We start from the raw sequence: 16,742 nt of genomic DNA on the forward strand, positions 1-16,742 counted from the left end.
CGAAGGCATCGGTGAAGACCTCGACGATCTCGGCCTTGCGATCGTGCGGGGCGTGCTCACTCGTCCCGGAATGCGTATCCACGGTGTGGGCCGGTCCTCTCGTCGTGCCGTCGTTGCCGCCGCGGCGCCGGGCGGCGGTACCGGTTTCGATCGTGCCAGAACCGGATCTGCCACGCCGACTGCGCCGCGGGCTCGAGCCGCCGCGGAATAGGTCGGCCCGGTATCCGGTTCCGGTGAACTGGGGCATTGCCTGCGCCGCCGGGCGAGCCCCTGGGCAGGCGGTCGCCCTTCCCGGGTTACCGGACACACGGCGAAAGGGTGAGCTGGGTTCACCTCGGGAGGATGACGGATGACGCTGCGCCAGTACGAGTACGCCCTCACCGTTGCCGAAGCGGGCTCGGTGACAGCGGCAGCGGAGTTGCTGCATGTGGCGCAGCCGTCGATATCGCAGCAGATCCGCGGCCTCGAACGTGACCTCGGCGTCCAGCTGTTCGCCCGTACCCCGGCCGGGCTGGTACCGACGGTGGCCGGACGCGCGTTCCTGCGTGAGGCGGCGGTCGCCGTGGACGCATCCCGGCGGGCGAAAGCGGCGGCCCGGGCCGATTCGGCCGAGCTGGTCGGCGAACTGGTGGTTGCGGTACAACTGGGCTTCGGCGCACGGCAGCTACCGCGCGCACTGGACGCGCTGCGCCGCCGCTTTCCCCGGGTGGAGGCCACCGTCTTCGAGGAGCCGAGTGCCGCCGAACTCGACCAGCTGTGCCGCCGGGGGGCGCTCGACCTCGCCCTGATGGCGAAATGTGAGAAAACCCCCGAGAACGCGTATCCCCTCGGTGCCGAGGAATTCGTTGTGGTGCTGGGCGCCGGGCACCCCCAGCTCGCCGCGGACCGGGTCGAACTACGCGAGCTGGGGGAGGAGCCGTGGATACGGTTCGGTCGAGACAGTGCGCTCGACGGCGTGCTGACGGCCGTGCTGGGCGATAACGCGCTCACCCCGGGCACAGCCGGCCGGGTATCGCAGACGGCGACGGCCGTGCGCTGGGCCGCCCATGGACTGGGGGTCACACTCGTGCCGGCCTCGGCGGTACCCCACGGTTACGAACATCTCGCACGGCCGGTGTTCCCGGTCGTATCGCAGCCTGTCGTCGCGGTGGTCCGGCGGGGCGCGGGCCCGGCGGAAGCAGCTCTGCTCGAGCTGTTGCGCCAGGAGAGCTGGACCGAATCCGGTCGCTTCGCGGCGGTGCCCTGACCGGCCGTGGGCCCGCACCGCCGGAACCGGCCATACGTATCAGCCCCGGTGGAACTCGCCGCCGTCCACGACGAGACTGCCCCCGGTGAGCCAGCTCGCGTTATCGGAGACGAGGAACATCACCGCGTGGGCGATATCGCCCGGCCGGCCCTCACGTCCCAGCGGAACGACCGGAATGTCGACCCCCGCCGCCGCCGGGTCGAGGTCTGCCCACTGTGCCCGCGTCGTCTCGCCGCCGGGGGTCGCGGTCCGTCCGGGCGACACAGTGTTGACCCGGATCCCGAACGGCGCCAGTTCCGTCGCCAGGCCCAGGCTGTAGTTCTCCAGCGCCGCCTTCGCGGCGGTGTAGTGCAGGAACTGTGCCACCGGGGCAGGGACCGCGGCCGAGGAGATATGGACGATCGCCCCCGAACCCCGCTCCTGCATCCCCGGTGTGAGCAGCGCGTCCAACCGCACCGCGGCCAGCAGATTCAGATCCAGCGCGTCCTGCCACTCCGCATCGGGAATGGCCGAACTACCCCGGTGCGGTCGTGCACCACCCGCATTGTGGACGACGATATCCACCCCACCCAGCGTTTCTTCGACGGCCCCGGCGAGTGCTTCCGCACCGGTGCGGGTCCGCACATCGGCCGCCACGAATGTGGCACCGTCCGGCCCGGTATCCGGGGCCGACCTGGCGGTGGCCAGCACCTCGGCGCCGGCGTCCAGGAATCGGCGTACGACGGCGGCCCCGATTCCACGGGAACCACCCGTCACAAGGGCCCGTTTCCCGGCGAGTTCTGTGGTTGCCGACGCGTTTCCGACAGTGGTCATCGCCACCGTTCCTTTCGATTGCGTAGTGATCCGCCCGGCGTGAATACCTGAATATGCCTGAGTGGCAATTAGTTTGGGAGAATGTTCGCTCCCCGTCGGGCTTCTCGAGCGTAAGTCGGAAACGGGGCGAGAAGCAAAGACGAAAAGTCAGTGGGCGCCATAGGGGTTGCCTATGTGTGGCGGGACGGGTCTCAGCGGTGTCCGATGGTCCCGGCCCAGCTCTCGGTGAGGACGTCCAGCATCTCTGCATATCCGGCCCCCCACTGCCCGGAAGTCCAGTTCCGGGCGACGTGGTCGAGTTCGGTGATCGCGAGGACGCTGCGGAACCGCCGGGTGCCGGCGGGGAAGCGGTCCGCGCGGTTCAGTCCGTCCTCGATATCGCCGATGGCCTCGTTCAGCCAGGCGTCGAAGAGTTCGCGGATCTCCGGATCGACAGCGGCGGCTTCGAATGCCGTGGTGGTGTAGGGGCGGATCGTTTCCCAGCGTTGTGCGCTGGCGGCGAGCCAGCCGCGGATCCGTTCGCGTGACCCGTCTTCGACCACGGCGACCAGTTCGCGTTCGGTCGTTCCGTGTTCGGCGGACGGTATCCGGTTGAGCGCCGCATTGAGCCGCTCGGCGATGAGGGCTTTCATCAGGTCGACCTTCGAGGGGAAGTACGCGTAGAAGGTGACTCGCGTCGTCCCGGCGGCCGAGGCGATCTCGTCGACCTTGGTCGCCGTGTATCCCTTCGATACGAACAGCTCCACGCCGGCATCGAGCAGGAGCTTTCGGGTCATCTCCTTCTGTGCCTCACGAAGCCTCGCCATGCAGGTCAGCCTAATGCACCGTGACTGTGTTCCGTGCCCACCGGCTGTCGTGAGTACGGGCCGGTAGGACTCTTTGCGCCGCGTAAACCGGCGTGTGTGTTTCCCGGCGTTCCTGGAGGAGCTGCCAGTCACCGCGCAAGGGCAAAGAAGATTTACGGAAAAGATGATTTCTTGACAGCATGTAAAGAAATGTGGCACCGTCTCATGGAGACGGCGTGACCGCAGTCACCGGCCCGGACCGCGGGCCATGAGCCGGAGGCGCCATCGGAGCGCGAGGCAGCCGCTCGAGAAAGCGCTCGAGAAAGAAAGACATCGACGTGATCCACGTCGGCATCGAAAGGACATGCCAGTGACCGGCGACCGGACTGCTGTGCGCAATACCGTGACCACCGTGCTCGGCCCCGTCCCCGCATCTGAGCTGGGCGTTGTGGCCGTGCACGAGGCCCTGCTCTCGGTGTTGCCGGGAGCGGAGTACGCCTTCGATATCCCCCTCGACCGCGCCGAGATCTTCGAAACGCTGGCCGCGAAGCTGCGAGAATTCCGCTCCCGGGGCGGCGGCGCGATCGTCGACAGCACCGGGATGTTCCACGGCCGGGACGTGCGCCTGTACGAGGCACTGTCGCGGGCCACCGGTGTGCATATCGTCGCCTCGACCGGAATGGGCCCGGAGGAGCTACTCGGCGGCTACTTCCTCACCCCGCAGACCAACCCGCCGACACCGTGGCCGGCCGGAAAGTTCGCCGACCTGTTCACCAGGGAGATCACCGAGGGCATGGTGGTGCCCCGGGTGGAGCGGCGTGGCGCCGCAGGGCTCGTGATGACCGCCGCGACGCGGACGGGAACGACGGCAACCGACGAAAGCCTGCTGCGCGGCGCGGCCAGGGCCGCTCTGGCCACCGGCGTCGCGGTTTCGCTGCGCTACGGCGCGGACGCGGTGCACGACCTCGGCATCGTCCTCGACGAGAACCTACCGGCCGACCGTGTCGTGGTCGGCGGGCTCGACCGTGCGGACGCGGTGACCGCCGGTGCTGCGCGGGAGATCGTGCGACGCGGGGCTTATATCGCCGTGGACAACGTGGGGACGGCGGACGACGGATATATCCGGGACGAGGAGCGGGCCACCCTGGTGCTCGACCTCGTCGCCGAAGGATACGCGAACCGGATCCTGCTGTCGGGCAACGCGATCGGCGTCGCCAAAGGGCATCTCGGGCGCGATATCCCGTTCGGCTACGTCCTTTCGTCGTTCGTGCCGCTGCTCACCGCGCAAGGGCTCAGCGAGGCGGACCGCCACCGAATCCTCGTGGACAACCCGCGCGACCTGCTGTCGGTGCGCTGAGCGCCGGCCATCGAAATCCGTCTTTCCCGAAGGTGAGTGTTGTGTCGAGAGTCAATACCGTGCTGGGCCCGATCCCGGCCGAAGAACTGGGGATCGTGGCCGTCCACGAGCACATCGGATACGGCATGCCCGGCTCCGAGCTGGACACGCAGTGGTGGAAAACCCCCGAACAGCGTTACGCCGAAACCGTGCCGAAGCTGCGGAAGTTCCACGAGTACGGCGGCGGCACCTTCGTCGAAGTCACCGGTATCTGCAACGGCCGCGACGTCGACTACTACAAATCGCTGTCCGCGAAAACCGGCGTCCATATCGTGGCCTGCACCGGTTTCGTCGGCGGTGATACCGCGCTGCCGTTCTTCGCCCGGGCGAGCGTGGACTACCTGACCGACCATTTCGTGCACGAGATCACCGTCGGTATCGGTGATACCGGTAGCCGCGCCGGGGTCATCAAGGTCGGCGTGAGCCGCGGCGGCCGGATGACCGAACTGGACAAACGCATCTACCGCGCCGCCGCCCGCGCCGCACTGCGCACCGGTGTCCCCATCCTGACCCATCTCGCCATCGACGCCGAGAACGCGATCGCGATTTTCCACGACGAGAAACTTCCGCTGGACCGCGTCCTGTTCGGCCACGCCGACGACGGCGTGAACGCCGAGAAGACCCGCGATACCTGGATCGCCGAACAGGGCGGCCGGGTCGGCTTCGACACCTTCGGCTACGAAACCGAACTCGAGGACCCGCCGTTCTGGGCCCGCCCCCGCAAGGAGCGCCTCGACCATTTTCTCCGCTTCATCGACGGCCACCTGGACAAGGCCCTCGCCTCCGCCGACGCCAACTGCAGCCCGCTGGGCTGGCCGGGCGTGAAAGGCCACACCGTGAACTACCTCTTCGAGGACCTCATGCCCGACCTGCGGGCCGCGGGGGTCGACGAGGCCACCCTCACCACGCTGTTCGTCGACAATCCCGCCGCGTTCCTGACCATCCAGGCCTGAACCGTGCACGCGGAGGCAGCACGCCCGGTGCGCCGCCGCGCACGCGTATCCGTCCGGCGCACCGCCGCGCCCGTCCAGAGAGAAGGACCATGCAAGCCGCCGACCTGAAGAAACTGAAGATCGCCGTCGTCGGCGCCGGATACGGTGGCGCGGCCGCGGCCAAAGCATTGAGTGTGCTCGGGGCACAGGTCGATGTGTACGAGCGGGCCACCGAGATCCGGGAGGTGGGCGCGGGAATCGGGTTGCGCCCCGGCACGATGCAACGCTTCCGGCAGTGGGGGATCTTCGATGCGATCGCGGCGGTGAGTTCGCGCAGCGACTACTTCGAGATCCGCACCGCCACCGGCGACGAGATCATGCGCGAAGAATGGCCGGGTCGTACCGAACAGACCACCACACATCTGATCCACCGCGGCGATTTCATCGATGCACTGCTGGGTGCGCTGCCGCCGGGCATGGTGCATCTCGGGCACAAGCTGGACACCGTGGTGGACCGCGGTGACCACTCGGTGCTCACCTTCGCCAACGGCGCAACCGTCGAGGCCGACCTGGCGATCGGCGCCGACGGCATCAAATCCGTGGTGCGGCAGCAGCTGTTCAGCGATAAAGACCCGGTGTTCTCGGGGGAGCACGCCTATCGGGCGGTGATCTCCGCCGACGACGCCTACGGAATGGTCGTCGACGACAACCTCCGGATGTACATCGGCAAGGGGACGAAGGTCTATCTGCTGCCGCTGCGGCACCGCAACCAGGTGTCCTTCGATATCACCGCGCTGTGCGACGACGGAACCTGGGCGCCGCGGGTCACCCGGGACGATATCGTCGCCACCGTCGAGGGATTCGACGAGCGGATCGTGAATATCGCGCGCGAACTGGATATGGACACCGTGAATGTGCGCGCCGTCTATGATATCGACCCCGTCGACACCTGGCATTCGGAGTCGGTCGTCCTGGTGGGCGATGCGGCTCATTCGATGCTGCACCACCAGGGGCAGGGCGCGAATTCGGCGATCCTGGACGGCGGTGCACTCGCGGATGCCCTGTCCACAGCGGATTCGGTCGCGGCGGCGCTGGCCGCCTATCAGGCGGCCCGCAAACCGGTAACCGATGAACTGCAGCGTATTTCGCGCCGCGGCTGGACCGAGGACGAGGTCGACGACGTGTTCCCCGGCCAGAAGACCCCCGCCCAGGCTGCGGAATAAGGAGAACACAGCTATGCCACTGCATCCCGAAATCGCCCGCGTGATCGCCGACCTGCCCGCCCCGCCGGAGGGACCACTGGACCCGGCGGCTATGCGCGCAGGAGAGGAGGCACAGGTCGTACCGCTCGACCAGCGCCTCCCGTTGCCGGCCGTCGAAGATATGACCGCGGCGACCCCGGCCGGGGAGGTGCCCGTGCGCATCTACACGCCGGTCGAACCGTCCGGAGCCCCCGCGGGCTACAGCGTGCTCGTGTACTGCCACGGCGGCGCCTACTTCCTGGGCAGTCTCGAAACCCACGACCACATCGCGCGGCACCTGGCGCGGGCGACCGGGTACAAGGTCGTGTCCGTCGGCTACCGGCGCGCACCCGAAAACGCCTATCCCGCCGGACTCCAGGACTGCTACGGCGTGGTCCGCTGGGTCGCGGGCAGCGGTGCGCACCACCTGGGGTGGGACGGAACGACCCTCGCGCTGGCAGGCGACAGCTCGGGCGGCGGGATGGTCGCCGCGGTCACGGCGCTGGCCCACGACGACGGTTTCGACAGCATCACCCATCAGGTGCTGTTCTATCCCTCCCTCGACCTGGACTTCGACCTCGGCCGCTACCCCTCCCTACGGGAGAACGCGCAAGGCTACGGCCTCGAAACCGCCGCGCTGAAACCCTTCAACGCCTTCTACACCGGCAGCGGGGCCGACCCCGCCGACCCGCTCGTCTCACCGATCAAACGTGCCGACCTCTCCGGGCTACCGCCCGCGCTGATCGTCACCGCCGAATGCGATCCGATGCGCGACGAAGGCGAACGCTATGGCGAGCGACTCGAACAGGCCGGGGTTGCGGTGCAGGTGACGCGCTACCCGGGCGCCAATCACGGTTTCGTGCAGAACTTCTCGTGGATTCCCGAGTACCGGCGAGTGTTCGAGGAGACCGCCGCGTTCCTGACCGGCCGGAGTGCCTCGTGACCCGGGAAGTCGCAGTCCATCCGCTCTTCTCGCCGTGGGGGCGGTTCGGCCTTTACAGCTTCTTCGTCGACGCACCCGAACCGGCCATCGTCGATACCGGTATCGCGACCTCACCGGCCGGGGCCATGGCCCCGGCACTGGCGGAACTCGGCCGCGATATCGCCGACGTGCGCTGGATCCTGCTGACCCACGGGCATATCGACCATATCGGCGGAGCGTATGCCCTGTGGGAACTCACCGGGCGTCGCGCCCGGGTGGTGATCCACGCGGCCGATGCGCCACTGCTGCGGTCACGGCAGGCGCATATCGACGAGTACTCGGCGGGCCGGGGCCGGTACCTGAACGACCCCGCGGGCGTGGCGAAACAGGCCGAGGTCACGAATGCGGTCATCTCCGGTGAGATGGAGCCCACGGTACTGGCCGAGGGCGGTGAGACCCTGTCGCTGGGCGGGGAGGTCACGGTGTCGGTGCATTCCGTTCCGGGACATACACCGGGCTCGGTCGCCTACGTCCTCGACGGGCAGAACGATGTATTCGCCGGTGACGCCGTGCAGGTCCACGGCGCCGCCAACGGTTTCCCCGGCTACGCGGACCCGGACGCCTATCGTGCGAGCCTGCGCTACCTACGCGACGAAATCCGCCCGCGGCACCTGTACCTCGGGCATCCGTACCGTCGCGCGAACGGCGAACCCTACGGGGTCGAACTGGACAGCAGCCAGGCGCGCGAAGCCCTCGACCAGAGTCTCGATATCGAGAACCGCGTCCACGAATCCACTCACCGGTGCCTGTGTGCGGGGTCGCCGGCCACCGGCTCGGTGTACTCGCCGTTCGCATCGGTCGCCGACGACCTCGGATACCACGGCGACCCCACCCTCGAACCCTCGCCGTTCTTCACCTCGATGCACGGCTATCGCCAGCGGTTCGACCAGTTGCCCTGACACAGAAGAGGAGTCACCGACTCATGGCCGAATTCCACACTTTCGACGCCGGCGGGCAGACCATCCATATCCGGAAGGATCTGCGGGTGCCGATGCGCGACGGGGTCGAGCTGGTCGCCGACACCTACCAGGGGTTCACCGATACGCCCCGGCCCGCGCTGGTCGCGCTGAGTCCGTACGGCAAGGAGTTGCAGGCGCTCGCACTCACCACGCCACCGCAGCGACGCCCCAGCCCGATGTGGGACGGCTGTATCGAGGCCGGTGATATCGCCCGCGTCGTCGGTGAGGGCTACGTGCACGTGATCGGTGATCTGCGCGGGTCCGGCGGGTCCGGTGGCGAACATATCGGCAACTACAACGCCGGCGGGGTACCGCTCGGGCAGGACGCCTACGATTTCATCGAATGGGTCGCCGGACAGCCCTGGTGCGACGGCAATGTCGGCATGATCGGCATCTCGTATTTCGGTTCCATGCAGGTCATCGCCGCTGCGGAGCGTCCGCCGCATCTGAAGGCGATCTTCGTTTCCGGCGGCCACTACGATTTCTACGAAACCACCTACCACGGCGGCATCATGTGGTTCATGCCGCGCGCCGCGCGCGAGGGCCGCGGTGGCGACTCGGGCTGGGCGTTCACCGACAACACCAGATCACGCATGCTGGAAACGTATTCGCCGGAGGAGATCCGCACCCGCGTCGCCGCCCGGCTCGCGGACCCGGATGTGGCCGCCTGGCCGAACCTGGTTCATGTACTGAACTATCCGAAGCACCACGAAGCCTGGTTCGACATCGTCATGAACGAGCTGGACGGCGAATGGTACGAGGAGCGCAACCCGGTCAATCTCGCCGCGAATATCGACATCCCCGTCTACCTGCAGATCGATCAGGGGCGCGGTTGGACGATGGACGGCACCGTCGAGTTGTTCCACCGGTTGAACGGGCCCAAGAAGCTCGATATCGGCCCGTACCCGCCCATGCAGTCGCGTCCCTTCGTCGAGGAACACGACAAAATGTTCCGCTGGTACGACTACTGGCTCAAAGGTATCGACAACGGAGTGATGGACGAGCCCGCCGTCACGGTCTTCGTGGAGGGCTCACGCGAGCGGGTCACCGCTGACAGCTGGCCGCCGAAGGAAATCGGCCACACGTCGCTGTACCTGCGCCCACGCGGCAAACTCACGCCCGAACCCGAACCGATGGGCGCGCGTTACGCGGCGCCCGAAGGTTTCTATCAGGCGCCGCTCACGGTCACCGACACAGTGGAGATGCTGCGCTGGCACACCGCACCTTTCGCGGAAGCCACCGAGTTCATCGGTACCGGCGCCGCGCATATCTTCGCCGAAATCGATCAGGACGATACGAATTTCATCCTGCGGCTGTGGGACCAGGCCCCCGGCGGTACACGTCAACTTCTCACCACCGGCTACCTGAAGGCCTCACACCGCGAACTGGACGAGCGCACCACCGAAGGCGATCCGTACCATCCGCATACCCGCGCGGTACCGGTCGAGCCGGGAGCGATCGAGGAGTACGTGCTGCGCCTGTACCCGTTCGCGGCCACGCTGCTCCCCGGGCATCGTCTCGTGGCGGAACTGTCCTGTGACGAACCACTGGCCGACGACCACAATGCGCTGTTACCGCCGGATGCGTTCCACCTGCCGGTCGGCCGCCCGGTCACCCACAAGATCTATCGCGACGCCGCCCACCCGTCGCGGCTGGTCCTGCCGCTGACGAAAGGAGCGGTTGCGCATAACGGTTAGCCGGCCCCGGCAGTTCACTCGGCCAGGTGCCCGCCGATCTCTGTGGTCCCCGGCCGATAGTGTGGCACCACCGCCGCCGACGTAGCCGGGCTATTCGCTGGTGCAGGGTGATTCGCGCGCCGCCACCTGCCAGGCGACAGGCGCTGTCCCGGATTTGCTCGGTGATGGCCTTGCCGGTGTGCCGATGCGGGCAACGGCGTGTTACCCGGCGGTTCGTGTGGTGGGCGAAACGCATTGCCGTGATGTTCCTTCCGGGCCTGGGCGGATCGCGCGAGAGAAATTACACTCGGCGTCGGGTTCGGGTGAAGAGCCTGTGCCCGGCTCCATGCGTTGGCCCTCGTGGAGGGTATCGAGTAGGAACTGTCGGGCTCGATGGGGAATGCGGGATCGGCCTCGCGAGCGTGGATCGGTAGGAACTGGAAACGCTCATGGGCAAGGAAGCTCGCGACCCCACCGCGGCGCTGGCGGACCGTCTGGACAACGACCCCGCTACGACAACGGTTTCGTCGTTCGTCGTCGAGGCGCGTCGCCGCGGTGTGGATCCGTCGCAGTTACTGGATGCCGACTTCTTTCTCCGCGGCACCGACTAGTTCGCTGGGCCGGATCCCGAACGCCCGGCAGATCTTGTACAGCTGCGTCACGGTCATCGCTCGTTCGCCGTGTTCGAGCCGGGCAATGGTCTTCTTGTTGTAGCCGGTCGCCTCGGCCAGTGCCTCCTGGGTCCAGCCGCGGCGGGCGCGCATCGCACGCACCTCCGCGCCCAGCGCCGCGTCCAGCCTCGCCTCCTCGGCGGTCGCGTCCTCCGACTCGGCGGGCGTCGCATTCATGTCGACCATTCTGGGAGGGGGCAGGGTCTTAATCAAGTGCCCGATAGCTTCGGCACGGCGTGCAGAGCGTCTCCTTTCAAAGGGACCGTACGGGGGTATTTACAGACTGAAATAGGTTGAAAAGCGACCAATGCGGGCATACTCTGAAGTAGAGCGGGTGACTATCACCGCAGTTCAGAACCTCGAACTGTGATGGTTGCCGGCGGCACCGGGAATCGCGCGGTGCATGCGCAATTCGAACGAGGGCAGGAGGGTCCGATGAGCTGGAGCGGCGACCCGATCTGGCTGGCCGATGTGCTCCGCGACGCCGGCCTCGCCGTTATCGAACACGACGGCTGGCGCGAACGCGGCCACGGCGATTTCCTCGATATCCGCGGCGTCCTGTGCCATCACACGGCCGGCGGCGGCCCGGACGACTGGCGCGTCGTGCAGAACGGACGCCCCGGGCTCCCGGGGCCACTCGCACAACTGGTGCTCGAAAAGGACGGCAGCTACCGGGTGATCGCCGTCGGTGTCTGCTGGCACGCCGGCCGCGGCGGTTGGCCGGGCTGGCCCACCGACAACGCGAACTATCACACGATCGGAATCGAAGCCGTCTCCCGCGGCACCCCGCCCTGGGACTGGACCCCGGCGCAGCTCGATGCCTACAAACGCGGCTGCGCCGCGATCCTGGGCCGCCTCGGCCGCGGCGCCGGCGATTGCGTGGCCCATCACGAGTACTCGAGCGAGGGAAAGATCGACCCGGCGGGTATCGATATGAACGCCTTCCGCCGGGATGTACAGGCACTACTGGACGGAAGGGGCGAAGAAATGGCCTTCCTCGATGAGAAGATCACGAACCACCACGGTGACGAGGTCACCGTCCGGACCATGCTGCATTACCTCGACAAACATGTCGGGCTCGCGCTGGACCAGCTCGCCGGATCGGGCACCGCCCGCGGCGCGGATTTCCCGGGCTGGGATTTCCTGGGCGACCGGACGACCGCCGAGGCGCTCGGGGTGATCGGTGCGGCCCTGAAGATTCCCGGGTTCCGCGACCCCACCAGCGACCGGCGCGCCTGAGGGGCTGCGCCGATCCGGCCGGAGAGGAGGACAGCATGCTCACCGAACTGGCTTCTGTCCTCGGCGGCCTGGTCACCGGCGTGGGTGGTGTCTGCGCGGCCGGGTTGCTCAGCAGGCGTAAACGCCGGGCCGATGCGGTTCAGGTACTCACGCAGGCGGCCGCGCAGATGGTCGAACCGCTGTCCCGGCAGATCGCGGCCATGACCGCCGAACTGGAGGCACACCGGCGGGTGGTCGCCGATTCCGAACAGCGCTGCCGCCTCGCCGCCTCTCAGCACACGGCCTGGGACGTGGTGGTCCGCTCGTCACTACTGAATCTGGGTGTCGATGTGCCGCCCCCGCCGCCCATGACCGACGACGGGTCCGGCCTGCCGCGACACGCGGACCCGCGACCGTAACCGGACTACGCGGCCGATATCGCCGCGGCCGTCATCGTGGCGCGGTTGCGGGAGGAAAAGGCGCCACGCACTGCGCGCCGCTGATCAGGCGCGTCGCCCGCACGAATGCGGGGACCGCCGCGAGCTTCTACAGCGCGCTGCCCACCGGGACCGCTGTGCGAGTCGATCGTCCGACCGTGTTCAGATGCCCGATGGACTGGGCGTAGGAGGCGATGACACCGGTTTCGCAGTAGGGCACCCCGAGATCGGCGCAGTACGCGGCGACGATCGGCTGGGCGCGGCGCAGGTTGGGGCGGGGCATGGACGGGAACAGGTGGTGCTCGATCTGGTAGTTGAGGCCGCCGAAAGCGGTGTCGACGACGAATCCGCCGCGGACATTGCGTGCGGTGAGCACCTGACGGCGCAGATAGTCGGTGTTGTCACCGGCCGGGAGCACCTCCATACCCTTGTGGTTGGGCGCGAAAGTGGAACCCATGTACAGGCCGAACAGGCCCTGCTGCACCACGGTGAAAACGAGCGCCTGCAGCGGCGGCAGGACCAGGAACACGACGGTCAGATAGCCGGCGGCGTGCGCGAACAGCGTCGCGCCTTCCAGTCCGCGCCGGGGGATATCGCGGCGCACGATGGCGCGGACGCTGGAGAAGTGCAGGCTCCAGCCCTCCAGCAGCAGCATCGGGAAGAACAGCCAGCCCTGGTACCGGAAGATCACCCGGCGCAACCCCTGGCCCGTGCGGGCGCGCAGGCTCGAATGCGCGAGCACCCCCATGATGTCCGGGTCCGCATCCTCGGTGTTGGGGTGCGCGTGGTGGCGGTTGTGGTTACTGGTCCACCAGCCGATACCGACCCCGATCGCGAGGTTCCCGAAAAGAATCCCCAGCAGATAGTCGCGGTTGCGGCGGCCGGTGATCTGGCGATGCCCGGCATCGTGACCGAGGAAGGCCAGCTGTGCGAAGACCGCGGCCAGGAACGCCGCGGTTGCGAGCTGCCACCACGATTCGCCGATCAGGACGAAAGCGGTCCACCCGGCGACCAGCGCGAGCAGAACGGCCGCGGCCTTCCAGATGTAGTACCGCGGCCGGCGGTCCAGCAGCCCGGCGTCGCGTACCTGCTGCAACAACCCGGAATAGTCGCTGCTCCGGGTGGTGCGGGCGCGTCGCGGTTCGTCGATCCGGTCGGCGGGAACAGCGTATTCGGCGGCTTTTGCCGTCATGTGGTAACCGATCTCTGCACAGGTGTTGTTTCGCCGGTGGATCATCCGTGACCGCCGCCGGCCGACCGTCGCGGTCGACTGTGCGCTCACCCTACCGTCGCCGCTGCGCATTCCCGGTCCCGGTCGCACAAATCGGCGGGTGACCGCGGCGCCTGGCGGAACTGGCCGGTTCGTTTCCCGGCGGAGCGGGTATGCGCGATCCGCCGGCAGTGTCCCGAACCGGAACGAGGCGAGTGATGAGCTATCGCACCCTGATCCTGGCGACCCTGATCGCCGCCGCCTGTTCCGGTCCGGTGCCGGCGGTCGCGCAACCGTTACCGCCGCCGGACGCTCCGGCCGAGAGCATGCCGGCGCGGAGCGCGGTTTCGGTGCGCGGGCCGAACGGGCTGCGCTGGGGGACGCCGAACGAATTCGAAACCCGCAGCGCGCTGTCGATGGCCAAGCTCTACCTGGCCGATTACGCACTACGCCATGGCGACGGTTTCCCGGCGGACCGGATGCATGCCGAACGCATGATCCGGCTCTCCGACGATGCGGCCGCCGATCTCGTGGCCGCGAAATATCCGCAGGCCATCGGTGCGGTCGCCGTGGAGTACGGCCTGGCGCAGACCACAGCGGGCGCGGGCTGGAACACCGCCACGACCAGTACGGCCGATCTCGCCGATTTCCTCGCCGCGAAACAGGCGACCGATCCTACCTCGCCGATTCTCGGCTGGATGGCGAGTGCACCGCCCACCGCCGCCGACGGTACCCAGCAGAACTGGGGTACCGCGCGGCTGCCCGGCGTCCAGGGCAGTAAATGGGGCTGGTCGGATCTTCCGCCGCCGGAGGTCGCGTCGGCATCCTTCGGTCCGGGGTTCACCGTCGCGGCCCACACCCGCGGCAGCCCGCAAGACCAGACCGCCGATGTCGAACAGGCGCTGGCCGAGGTTCTCTCCCAGATCACCGGTGGTCCGGCTGTGGTCGCGGTGCGGTAGGAAATCACCCGTTCGGCGGCCACCGAACGGCGCCGTCGACAACCCCGAGGCCGGGCAGCATCGTCCGATCTCGTGAGCGGCTTCCGGTAACGGACATCCGGTCTATACCTGGTGCCGGATACCTTCGCTGGCGTGGAAGCTGGCCTCCTCGGGGCTGACCAGACCGAGCAGGGTCAGGGGGCGCGGGGTGACGGCGTTGGTCAGGTAGGTCAGGGTGATCGCCCACCGGTTGAGCCCGCGCGGCACCGCGTACGTGTGGTAGGCGCGGGTGACCGCTTTGGCGGGCAGGCCCGAGAGGCGAAGCCCGAGCGGGTTGGCGACGGCGAAACGCGGACCCAGGTCCACCACCAGTCCCATATCGCGGTGTTTGTACGGCACCGGCGCCCCGATGCCCAGGCTCGCGGCCACATTGCGGGCCAGGACTTTGCCCTGACGGGTGGCGTGCTGGGCGGTGGGTGGCGTGATCTTTCCCGGCTGCGTCAGATCCGGGACCGCGGCCGCGTCACCGCCGGCGAATACGTCGGGATGGCCGGGGACCCGGAGATCGGCGTTCACCGTCAACCGGCCGCGTTCCATCGGCAGATCGAGCGTGCTCAGCACCGGCGCCCCGGTCACACCGGTGACCCACGCGACCGTGTAGGTCGGCACGGTGGTGCCGTCGGTGAGCACCACGCGGTCAGCAGCGAGTTCCTTCAGCGACATTCCGAGGCGGATATCGATCCCGCGGCCGCGCAGCACGGACAGCACCTGATCGCTCAGTTTCTCGCCGACCTCCGGCATCACCCGGTCGGCCATATCGAGCAGCAGGAAACGGATCTCGGACGGGTCGAAACCGCGGCGCGCGGCGTAGGTGTCGGCGAGGGCGCGTAGCTGGGCGACCAGTTCGGTCCCGGCGTAGGACGCGCCGACCACGACAACGGTGCGCCGGGCCTGCCGGATATCCGGATCGTCCTCGTGGTCGGCGAGTTCGAGTTGCCGGATCAGCTGCTCGCGCAGATACAGCGCTTCGGCGACGGTTTTCAGGCCGCGGCCGTGTTCGGGCAGCCCGGGTACATCGAACAACCGGGTCACCGATCCCGGGGTGAGCACCAGCCGGTCCCAGGTCAGTTCGCGGGTGCCGTGGTTTTCGCCGGCCACGGTGAGCGTCTTGTTGTCCAGGTCGATCGATTCCGCGGTCGCGACGATCAACCGGACCCGGGGGAGCGCGTCGGTCAGCGAGACGGCGACGAACCGGGGGTCGATGAGCCCACCGGCGACATCCGGCAGCAGCGGCGTGTACAGCATGTAGTCGGTGGGCGAGACGAGCACGACCTCGGTATCGTCGCCCGCCGCGGCCAGGGTGCGGCAGAGTTTACGAGCACAGGTGAACCCGGCGAATCCGCTGCCGACTATGACCACCCGCTGTGGTCGCGGCTCGCTGTCGGCGCTCTTGTGATGGTCCGGCACGGCCACCCTCCTTCTCCGTTCGGTTTCCGGCGCGGTTCCCGGAACCCGCCGGTCGAAACGTGCGCAGCGGTGGATCCCTTATGTATGGGGTCGGGACTCGTCAGCGATAGAGGCCGAGCAGTACGCGGACCGCGGCGTCGACGATCTCGTCGGCGGATACCGGCAGGCTGCCGTCCAGCCAGGCGGTGACGAGTTCGGCCATCCCGCCGATGAAGAACAGCCCGGCGGTTTCGTCGGCGGTATCGCCGCGGCGGGAACCGCCGAAATGTTCCCGCGCCTCGAGTGCCGATTCGTGGGCCAGATGGCGGAGCAGTTGGGTGCGGCGCTGCCGTAGTTCCGGGACGGCGACGGCTTCGATGATGGCGACTCGGCCCTTACGGGGGTCGTCCTGCAGGAGCTGGACGAACGCGCGGACCGAGGCACGGACCCGGGCTTCCGGATCCGGGCCGGCCCCGTCGGCGGCGCGGCGGCTGATCTCCTCGATCTCGGCGGCGATATGGTTCAGCACCGCCTCGAGCGCCGCGTCCAGGCCGGAGAAACTCTCGTAGAAATAGCGCTCGCTCAGGCCCGCCTCGGCGCATACGGCGGTCATCGTCGTCCGGGTTGCCGGATCCGCCCAGACGGTCAGCGCGGCATCGAGCAATCGGCTGCGCCGTTCGGCGGCGCGATCGGCGGCGCTGACGCCCCGATACACCCCAGATTGCACAGCCACGTTTTTCAGCATGCCACAGGCCCGGCGGATGAAAGGTTGACAGGACGTCCTTCCTGAAT

17 protein-coding genes are annotated in these 16,742 nt (G+C 67.9%); 11 read left to right on the forward strand and 6 right to left on the reverse strand.

Annotation, left to right across the window (positions count from 1 at the left end; genetic code table 11):
• Nucleotides 1-349: 349 nt before the first annotated feature.
• A complete protein-coding gene (locus QH196_RS25330) occupies nucleotides 350-1,246 on the forward strand; it encodes a LysR family transcriptional regulator (RefSeq protein ID WP_280418334.1) in 897 nt (298 codons plus the stop codon).
• A gap of 39 nt (nucleotides 1,247-1,285) precedes the next feature.
• Here the strand turns inward: QH196_RS25330 and QH196_RS25335 are convergent, their stop codons facing one another.
• Both QH196_RS25335 and QH196_RS25340 read right to left on the reverse strand, forming a co-directional pair.
• Nucleotides 1,286-2,059 (reverse strand): SDR family oxidoreductase, encoded by a 774-nt coding sequence (locus QH196_RS25335; protein ID WP_280418335.1) that lies wholly within the window; start codon nucleotides 2,057-2,059, stop codon nucleotides 1,286-1,288.
• A 191-nt stretch (nucleotides 2,060-2,250) separates the two neighbouring features.
• Nucleotides 2,251-2,865, reverse strand: coding sequence for a TetR/AcrR family transcriptional regulator (locus QH196_RS25340; protein WP_280418336.1), 615 nt, complete (start codon nucleotides 2,863-2,865; stop codon nucleotides 2,251-2,253).
• A gap of 343 nt (nucleotides 2,866-3,208) precedes the next feature.
• Here QH196_RS25340 and QH196_RS25345 point away from each other — a divergent pair, with 343 nt between their 5' ends.
• The 7 genes from QH196_RS25345 to QH196_RS25375 all read left to right on the forward strand — a co-directional run bounded on the left by QH196_RS25345 (nucleotide 3,209) and on the right by QH196_RS25375 (nucleotide 10,641).
• Nucleotides 3,209-4,201, forward strand: coding sequence for a phosphotriesterase (locus QH196_RS25345; RefSeq protein WP_280418337.1), 993 nt, complete (start codon nucleotides 3,209-3,211; stop codon nucleotides 4,199-4,201).
• Between the two features lie 41 nt (nucleotides 4,202-4,242).
• Nucleotides 4,243-5,193, forward strand: coding sequence for a phosphotriesterase (locus QH196_RS25350; protein WP_280418338.1), 951 nt, complete (start codon nucleotides 4,243-4,245; stop codon nucleotides 5,191-5,193).
• Between the two features lie 89 nt (nucleotides 5,194-5,282).
• Entirely contained in the window at nucleotides 5,283-6,395 is a 1,113-nt protein-coding gene (locus QH196_RS25355; RefSeq protein ID WP_280418339.1) for an FAD-dependent monooxygenase, read from the forward strand.
• Between the two features lie 13 nt (nucleotides 6,396-6,408).
• Nucleotides 6,409-7,356 (forward strand): alpha/beta hydrolase, encoded by a 948-nt coding sequence (locus tag QH196_RS25360; protein ID WP_280418340.1) that lies wholly within the window; start codon nucleotides 6,409-6,411, stop codon nucleotides 7,354-7,356.
• Nucleotides 7,353-8,294 carry an MBL fold metallo-hydrolase gene (locus QH196_RS25365; protein ID WP_280418341.1) on the forward strand — a complete coding sequence of 314 codons (942 nt, stop codon included), beginning with the start codon at nucleotides 7,353-7,355 and terminating at the stop codon, nucleotides 8,292-8,294. The genes QH196_RS25360 and QH196_RS25365 overlap by 4 nt, the downstream gene beginning before the upstream one ends.
• 23 nt (nucleotides 8,295-8,317) lie before the next feature.
• A complete protein-coding gene (locus tag QH196_RS25370; RefSeq protein WP_280418342.1) occupies nucleotides 8,318-10,051 on the forward strand; it encodes a CocE/NonD family hydrolase in 1,734 nt (577 codons plus the stop codon).
• A gap of 428 nt (nucleotides 10,052-10,479) precedes the next feature.
• Nucleotides 10,480-10,641 carry a hypothetical protein gene (locus QH196_RS25375; RefSeq protein WP_280418343.1) on the forward strand — a complete coding sequence of 54 codons (162 nt, stop codon included), beginning with the start codon at nucleotides 10,480-10,482 and terminating at the stop codon, nucleotides 10,639-10,641.
• Here the strand turns inward: QH196_RS25375 and QH196_RS25380 are convergent.
• Nucleotides 10,603-10,878 (reverse strand): helix-turn-helix domain-containing protein, encoded by a 276-nt coding sequence (locus tag QH196_RS25380; protein ID WP_280418344.1) that lies wholly within the window; start codon nucleotides 10,876-10,878, stop codon nucleotides 10,603-10,605. The genes QH196_RS25375 and QH196_RS25380 overlap by 39 nt on opposite strands.
• A gap of 258 nt (nucleotides 10,879-11,136) precedes the next feature.
• On the opposite strand from QH196_RS25380, the gene QH196_RS25385 reads away from it, so the two are divergent.
• Entirely contained in the window at nucleotides 11,137-11,940 is an 804-nt protein-coding gene (locus tag QH196_RS25385) for a peptidoglycan recognition protein family protein (protein WP_280418345.1), read from the forward strand.
• A 35-nt stretch (nucleotides 11,941-11,975) separates the two neighbouring features.
• Nucleotides 11,976-12,338 (forward strand): hypothetical protein, encoded by a 363-nt coding sequence (locus QH196_RS25390; protein ID WP_280418346.1) that lies wholly within the window; start codon nucleotides 11,976-11,978, stop codon nucleotides 12,336-12,338.
• Between the two features lie 127 nt (nucleotides 12,339-12,465).
• Here QH196_RS25390 and QH196_RS25395 read toward each other — a convergent pair whose 3' ends face one another.
• On the reverse strand, nucleotides 12,466-13,548 hold the full coding sequence (locus QH196_RS25395) for a fatty acid desaturase family protein (protein WP_280418347.1): 1,083 nt from the start codon (nucleotides 13,546-13,548) through the stop codon (nucleotides 12,466-12,468).
• A 236-nt stretch (nucleotides 13,549-13,784) separates the two neighbouring features.
• Here QH196_RS25395 and QH196_RS25400 point away from each other — a divergent pair, with 236 nt between their 5' ends.
• Nucleotides 13,785-14,525 carry a hypothetical protein gene (locus tag QH196_RS25400; RefSeq protein WP_280418348.1) on the forward strand — a complete coding sequence of 247 codons (741 nt, stop codon included), beginning with the start codon at nucleotides 13,785-13,787 and terminating at the stop codon, nucleotides 14,523-14,525.
• 102 nt (nucleotides 14,526-14,627) lie between these two features.
• On the opposite strand, the gene QH196_RS25405 is transcribed toward QH196_RS25400, so the two are convergent.
• Nucleotides 14,628-15,971 carry an NAD(P)/FAD-dependent oxidoreductase gene (locus tag QH196_RS25405; protein ID WP_280418349.1) on the reverse strand — a complete coding sequence of 448 codons (1,344 nt, stop codon included), beginning with the start codon at nucleotides 15,969-15,971 and terminating at the stop codon, nucleotides 14,628-14,630.
• Between the two features lie 100 nt (nucleotides 15,972-16,071).
• On the reverse strand, nucleotides 16,072-16,683 hold the full coding sequence (locus QH196_RS25410; protein ID WP_280418350.1) for a TetR/AcrR family transcriptional regulator: 612 nt from the start codon (nucleotides 16,681-16,683) through the stop codon (nucleotides 16,072-16,074).
• Between the last annotated feature and the right edge of the window lie 59 nt (nucleotides 16,684-16,742).

Source organism: Nocardia carnea, from assembly GCF_029868325.1.
GTDB lineage: Bacteria > Actinomycetota > Actinomycetes > Mycobacteriales > Mycobacteriaceae > Nocardia > Nocardia carnea_C.

Bases quoted from the DNA above. Each gene is read 5' to 3' on its own strand.
- QH196_RS25400 (WP_280418348.1), top strand. From the start codon at position 13,785: ATGAGCTATCGCACCCTGATCCTGGCGACCCTGATCGCCGCCGCCTGT.
- QH196_RS25380 (WP_280418344.1), bottom strand. From the start codon at position 10,878: ATGAATGCGACGCCCGCCGAGTCGGAGGACGCGACCGCCGAGGAGGCG.
- QH196_RS25345 (WP_280418337.1), top strand. From the start codon at position 3,209: ATGCCAGTGACCGGCGACCGGACTGCTGTGCGCAATACCGTGACCACC.
- QH196_RS25395 (WP_280418347.1), bottom strand. From the start codon at position 13,548: ATGACGGCAAAAGCCGCCGAATACGCTGTTCCCGCCGACCGGATCGAC.
- QH196_RS25355 (WP_280418339.1), top strand. From the start codon at position 5,283: ATGCAAGCCGCCGACCTGAAGAAACTGAAGATCGCCGTCGTCGGCGCC.
- QH196_RS25370 (WP_280418342.1), top strand. From the start codon at position 8,318: ATGGCCGAATTCCACACTTTCGACGCCGGCGGGCAGACCATCCATATC.
- QH196_RS25340 (WP_280418336.1), bottom strand. From the start codon at position 2,865: ATGGCGAGGCTTCGTGAGGCACAGAAGGAGATGACCCGAAAGCTCCTG.
- QH196_RS25390 (WP_280418346.1), top strand. From the start codon at position 11,976: ATGCTCACCGAACTGGCTTCTGTCCTCGGCGGCCTGGTCACCGGCGTG.
- QH196_RS25335 (WP_280418335.1), bottom strand. From the start codon at position 2,059: ATGACCACTGTCGGAAACGCGTCGGCAACCACAGAACTCGCCGGGAAA.
- QH196_RS25385 (WP_280418345.1), top strand. From the start codon at position 11,137: ATGAGCTGGAGCGGCGACCCGATCTGGCTGGCCGATGTGCTCCGCGAC.
- QH196_RS25375 (WP_280418343.1), top strand. From the start codon at position 10,480: ATGGGCAAGGAAGCTCGCGACCCCACCGCGGCGCTGGCGGACCGTCTG.
- QH196_RS25330 (WP_280418334.1), top strand. From the start codon at position 350: ATGACGCTGCGCCAGTACGAGTACGCCCTCACCGTTGCCGAAGCGGGC.
- QH196_RS25360 (WP_280418340.1), top strand. From the start codon at position 6,409: ATGCCACTGCATCCCGAAATCGCCCGCGTGATCGCCGACCTGCCCGCC.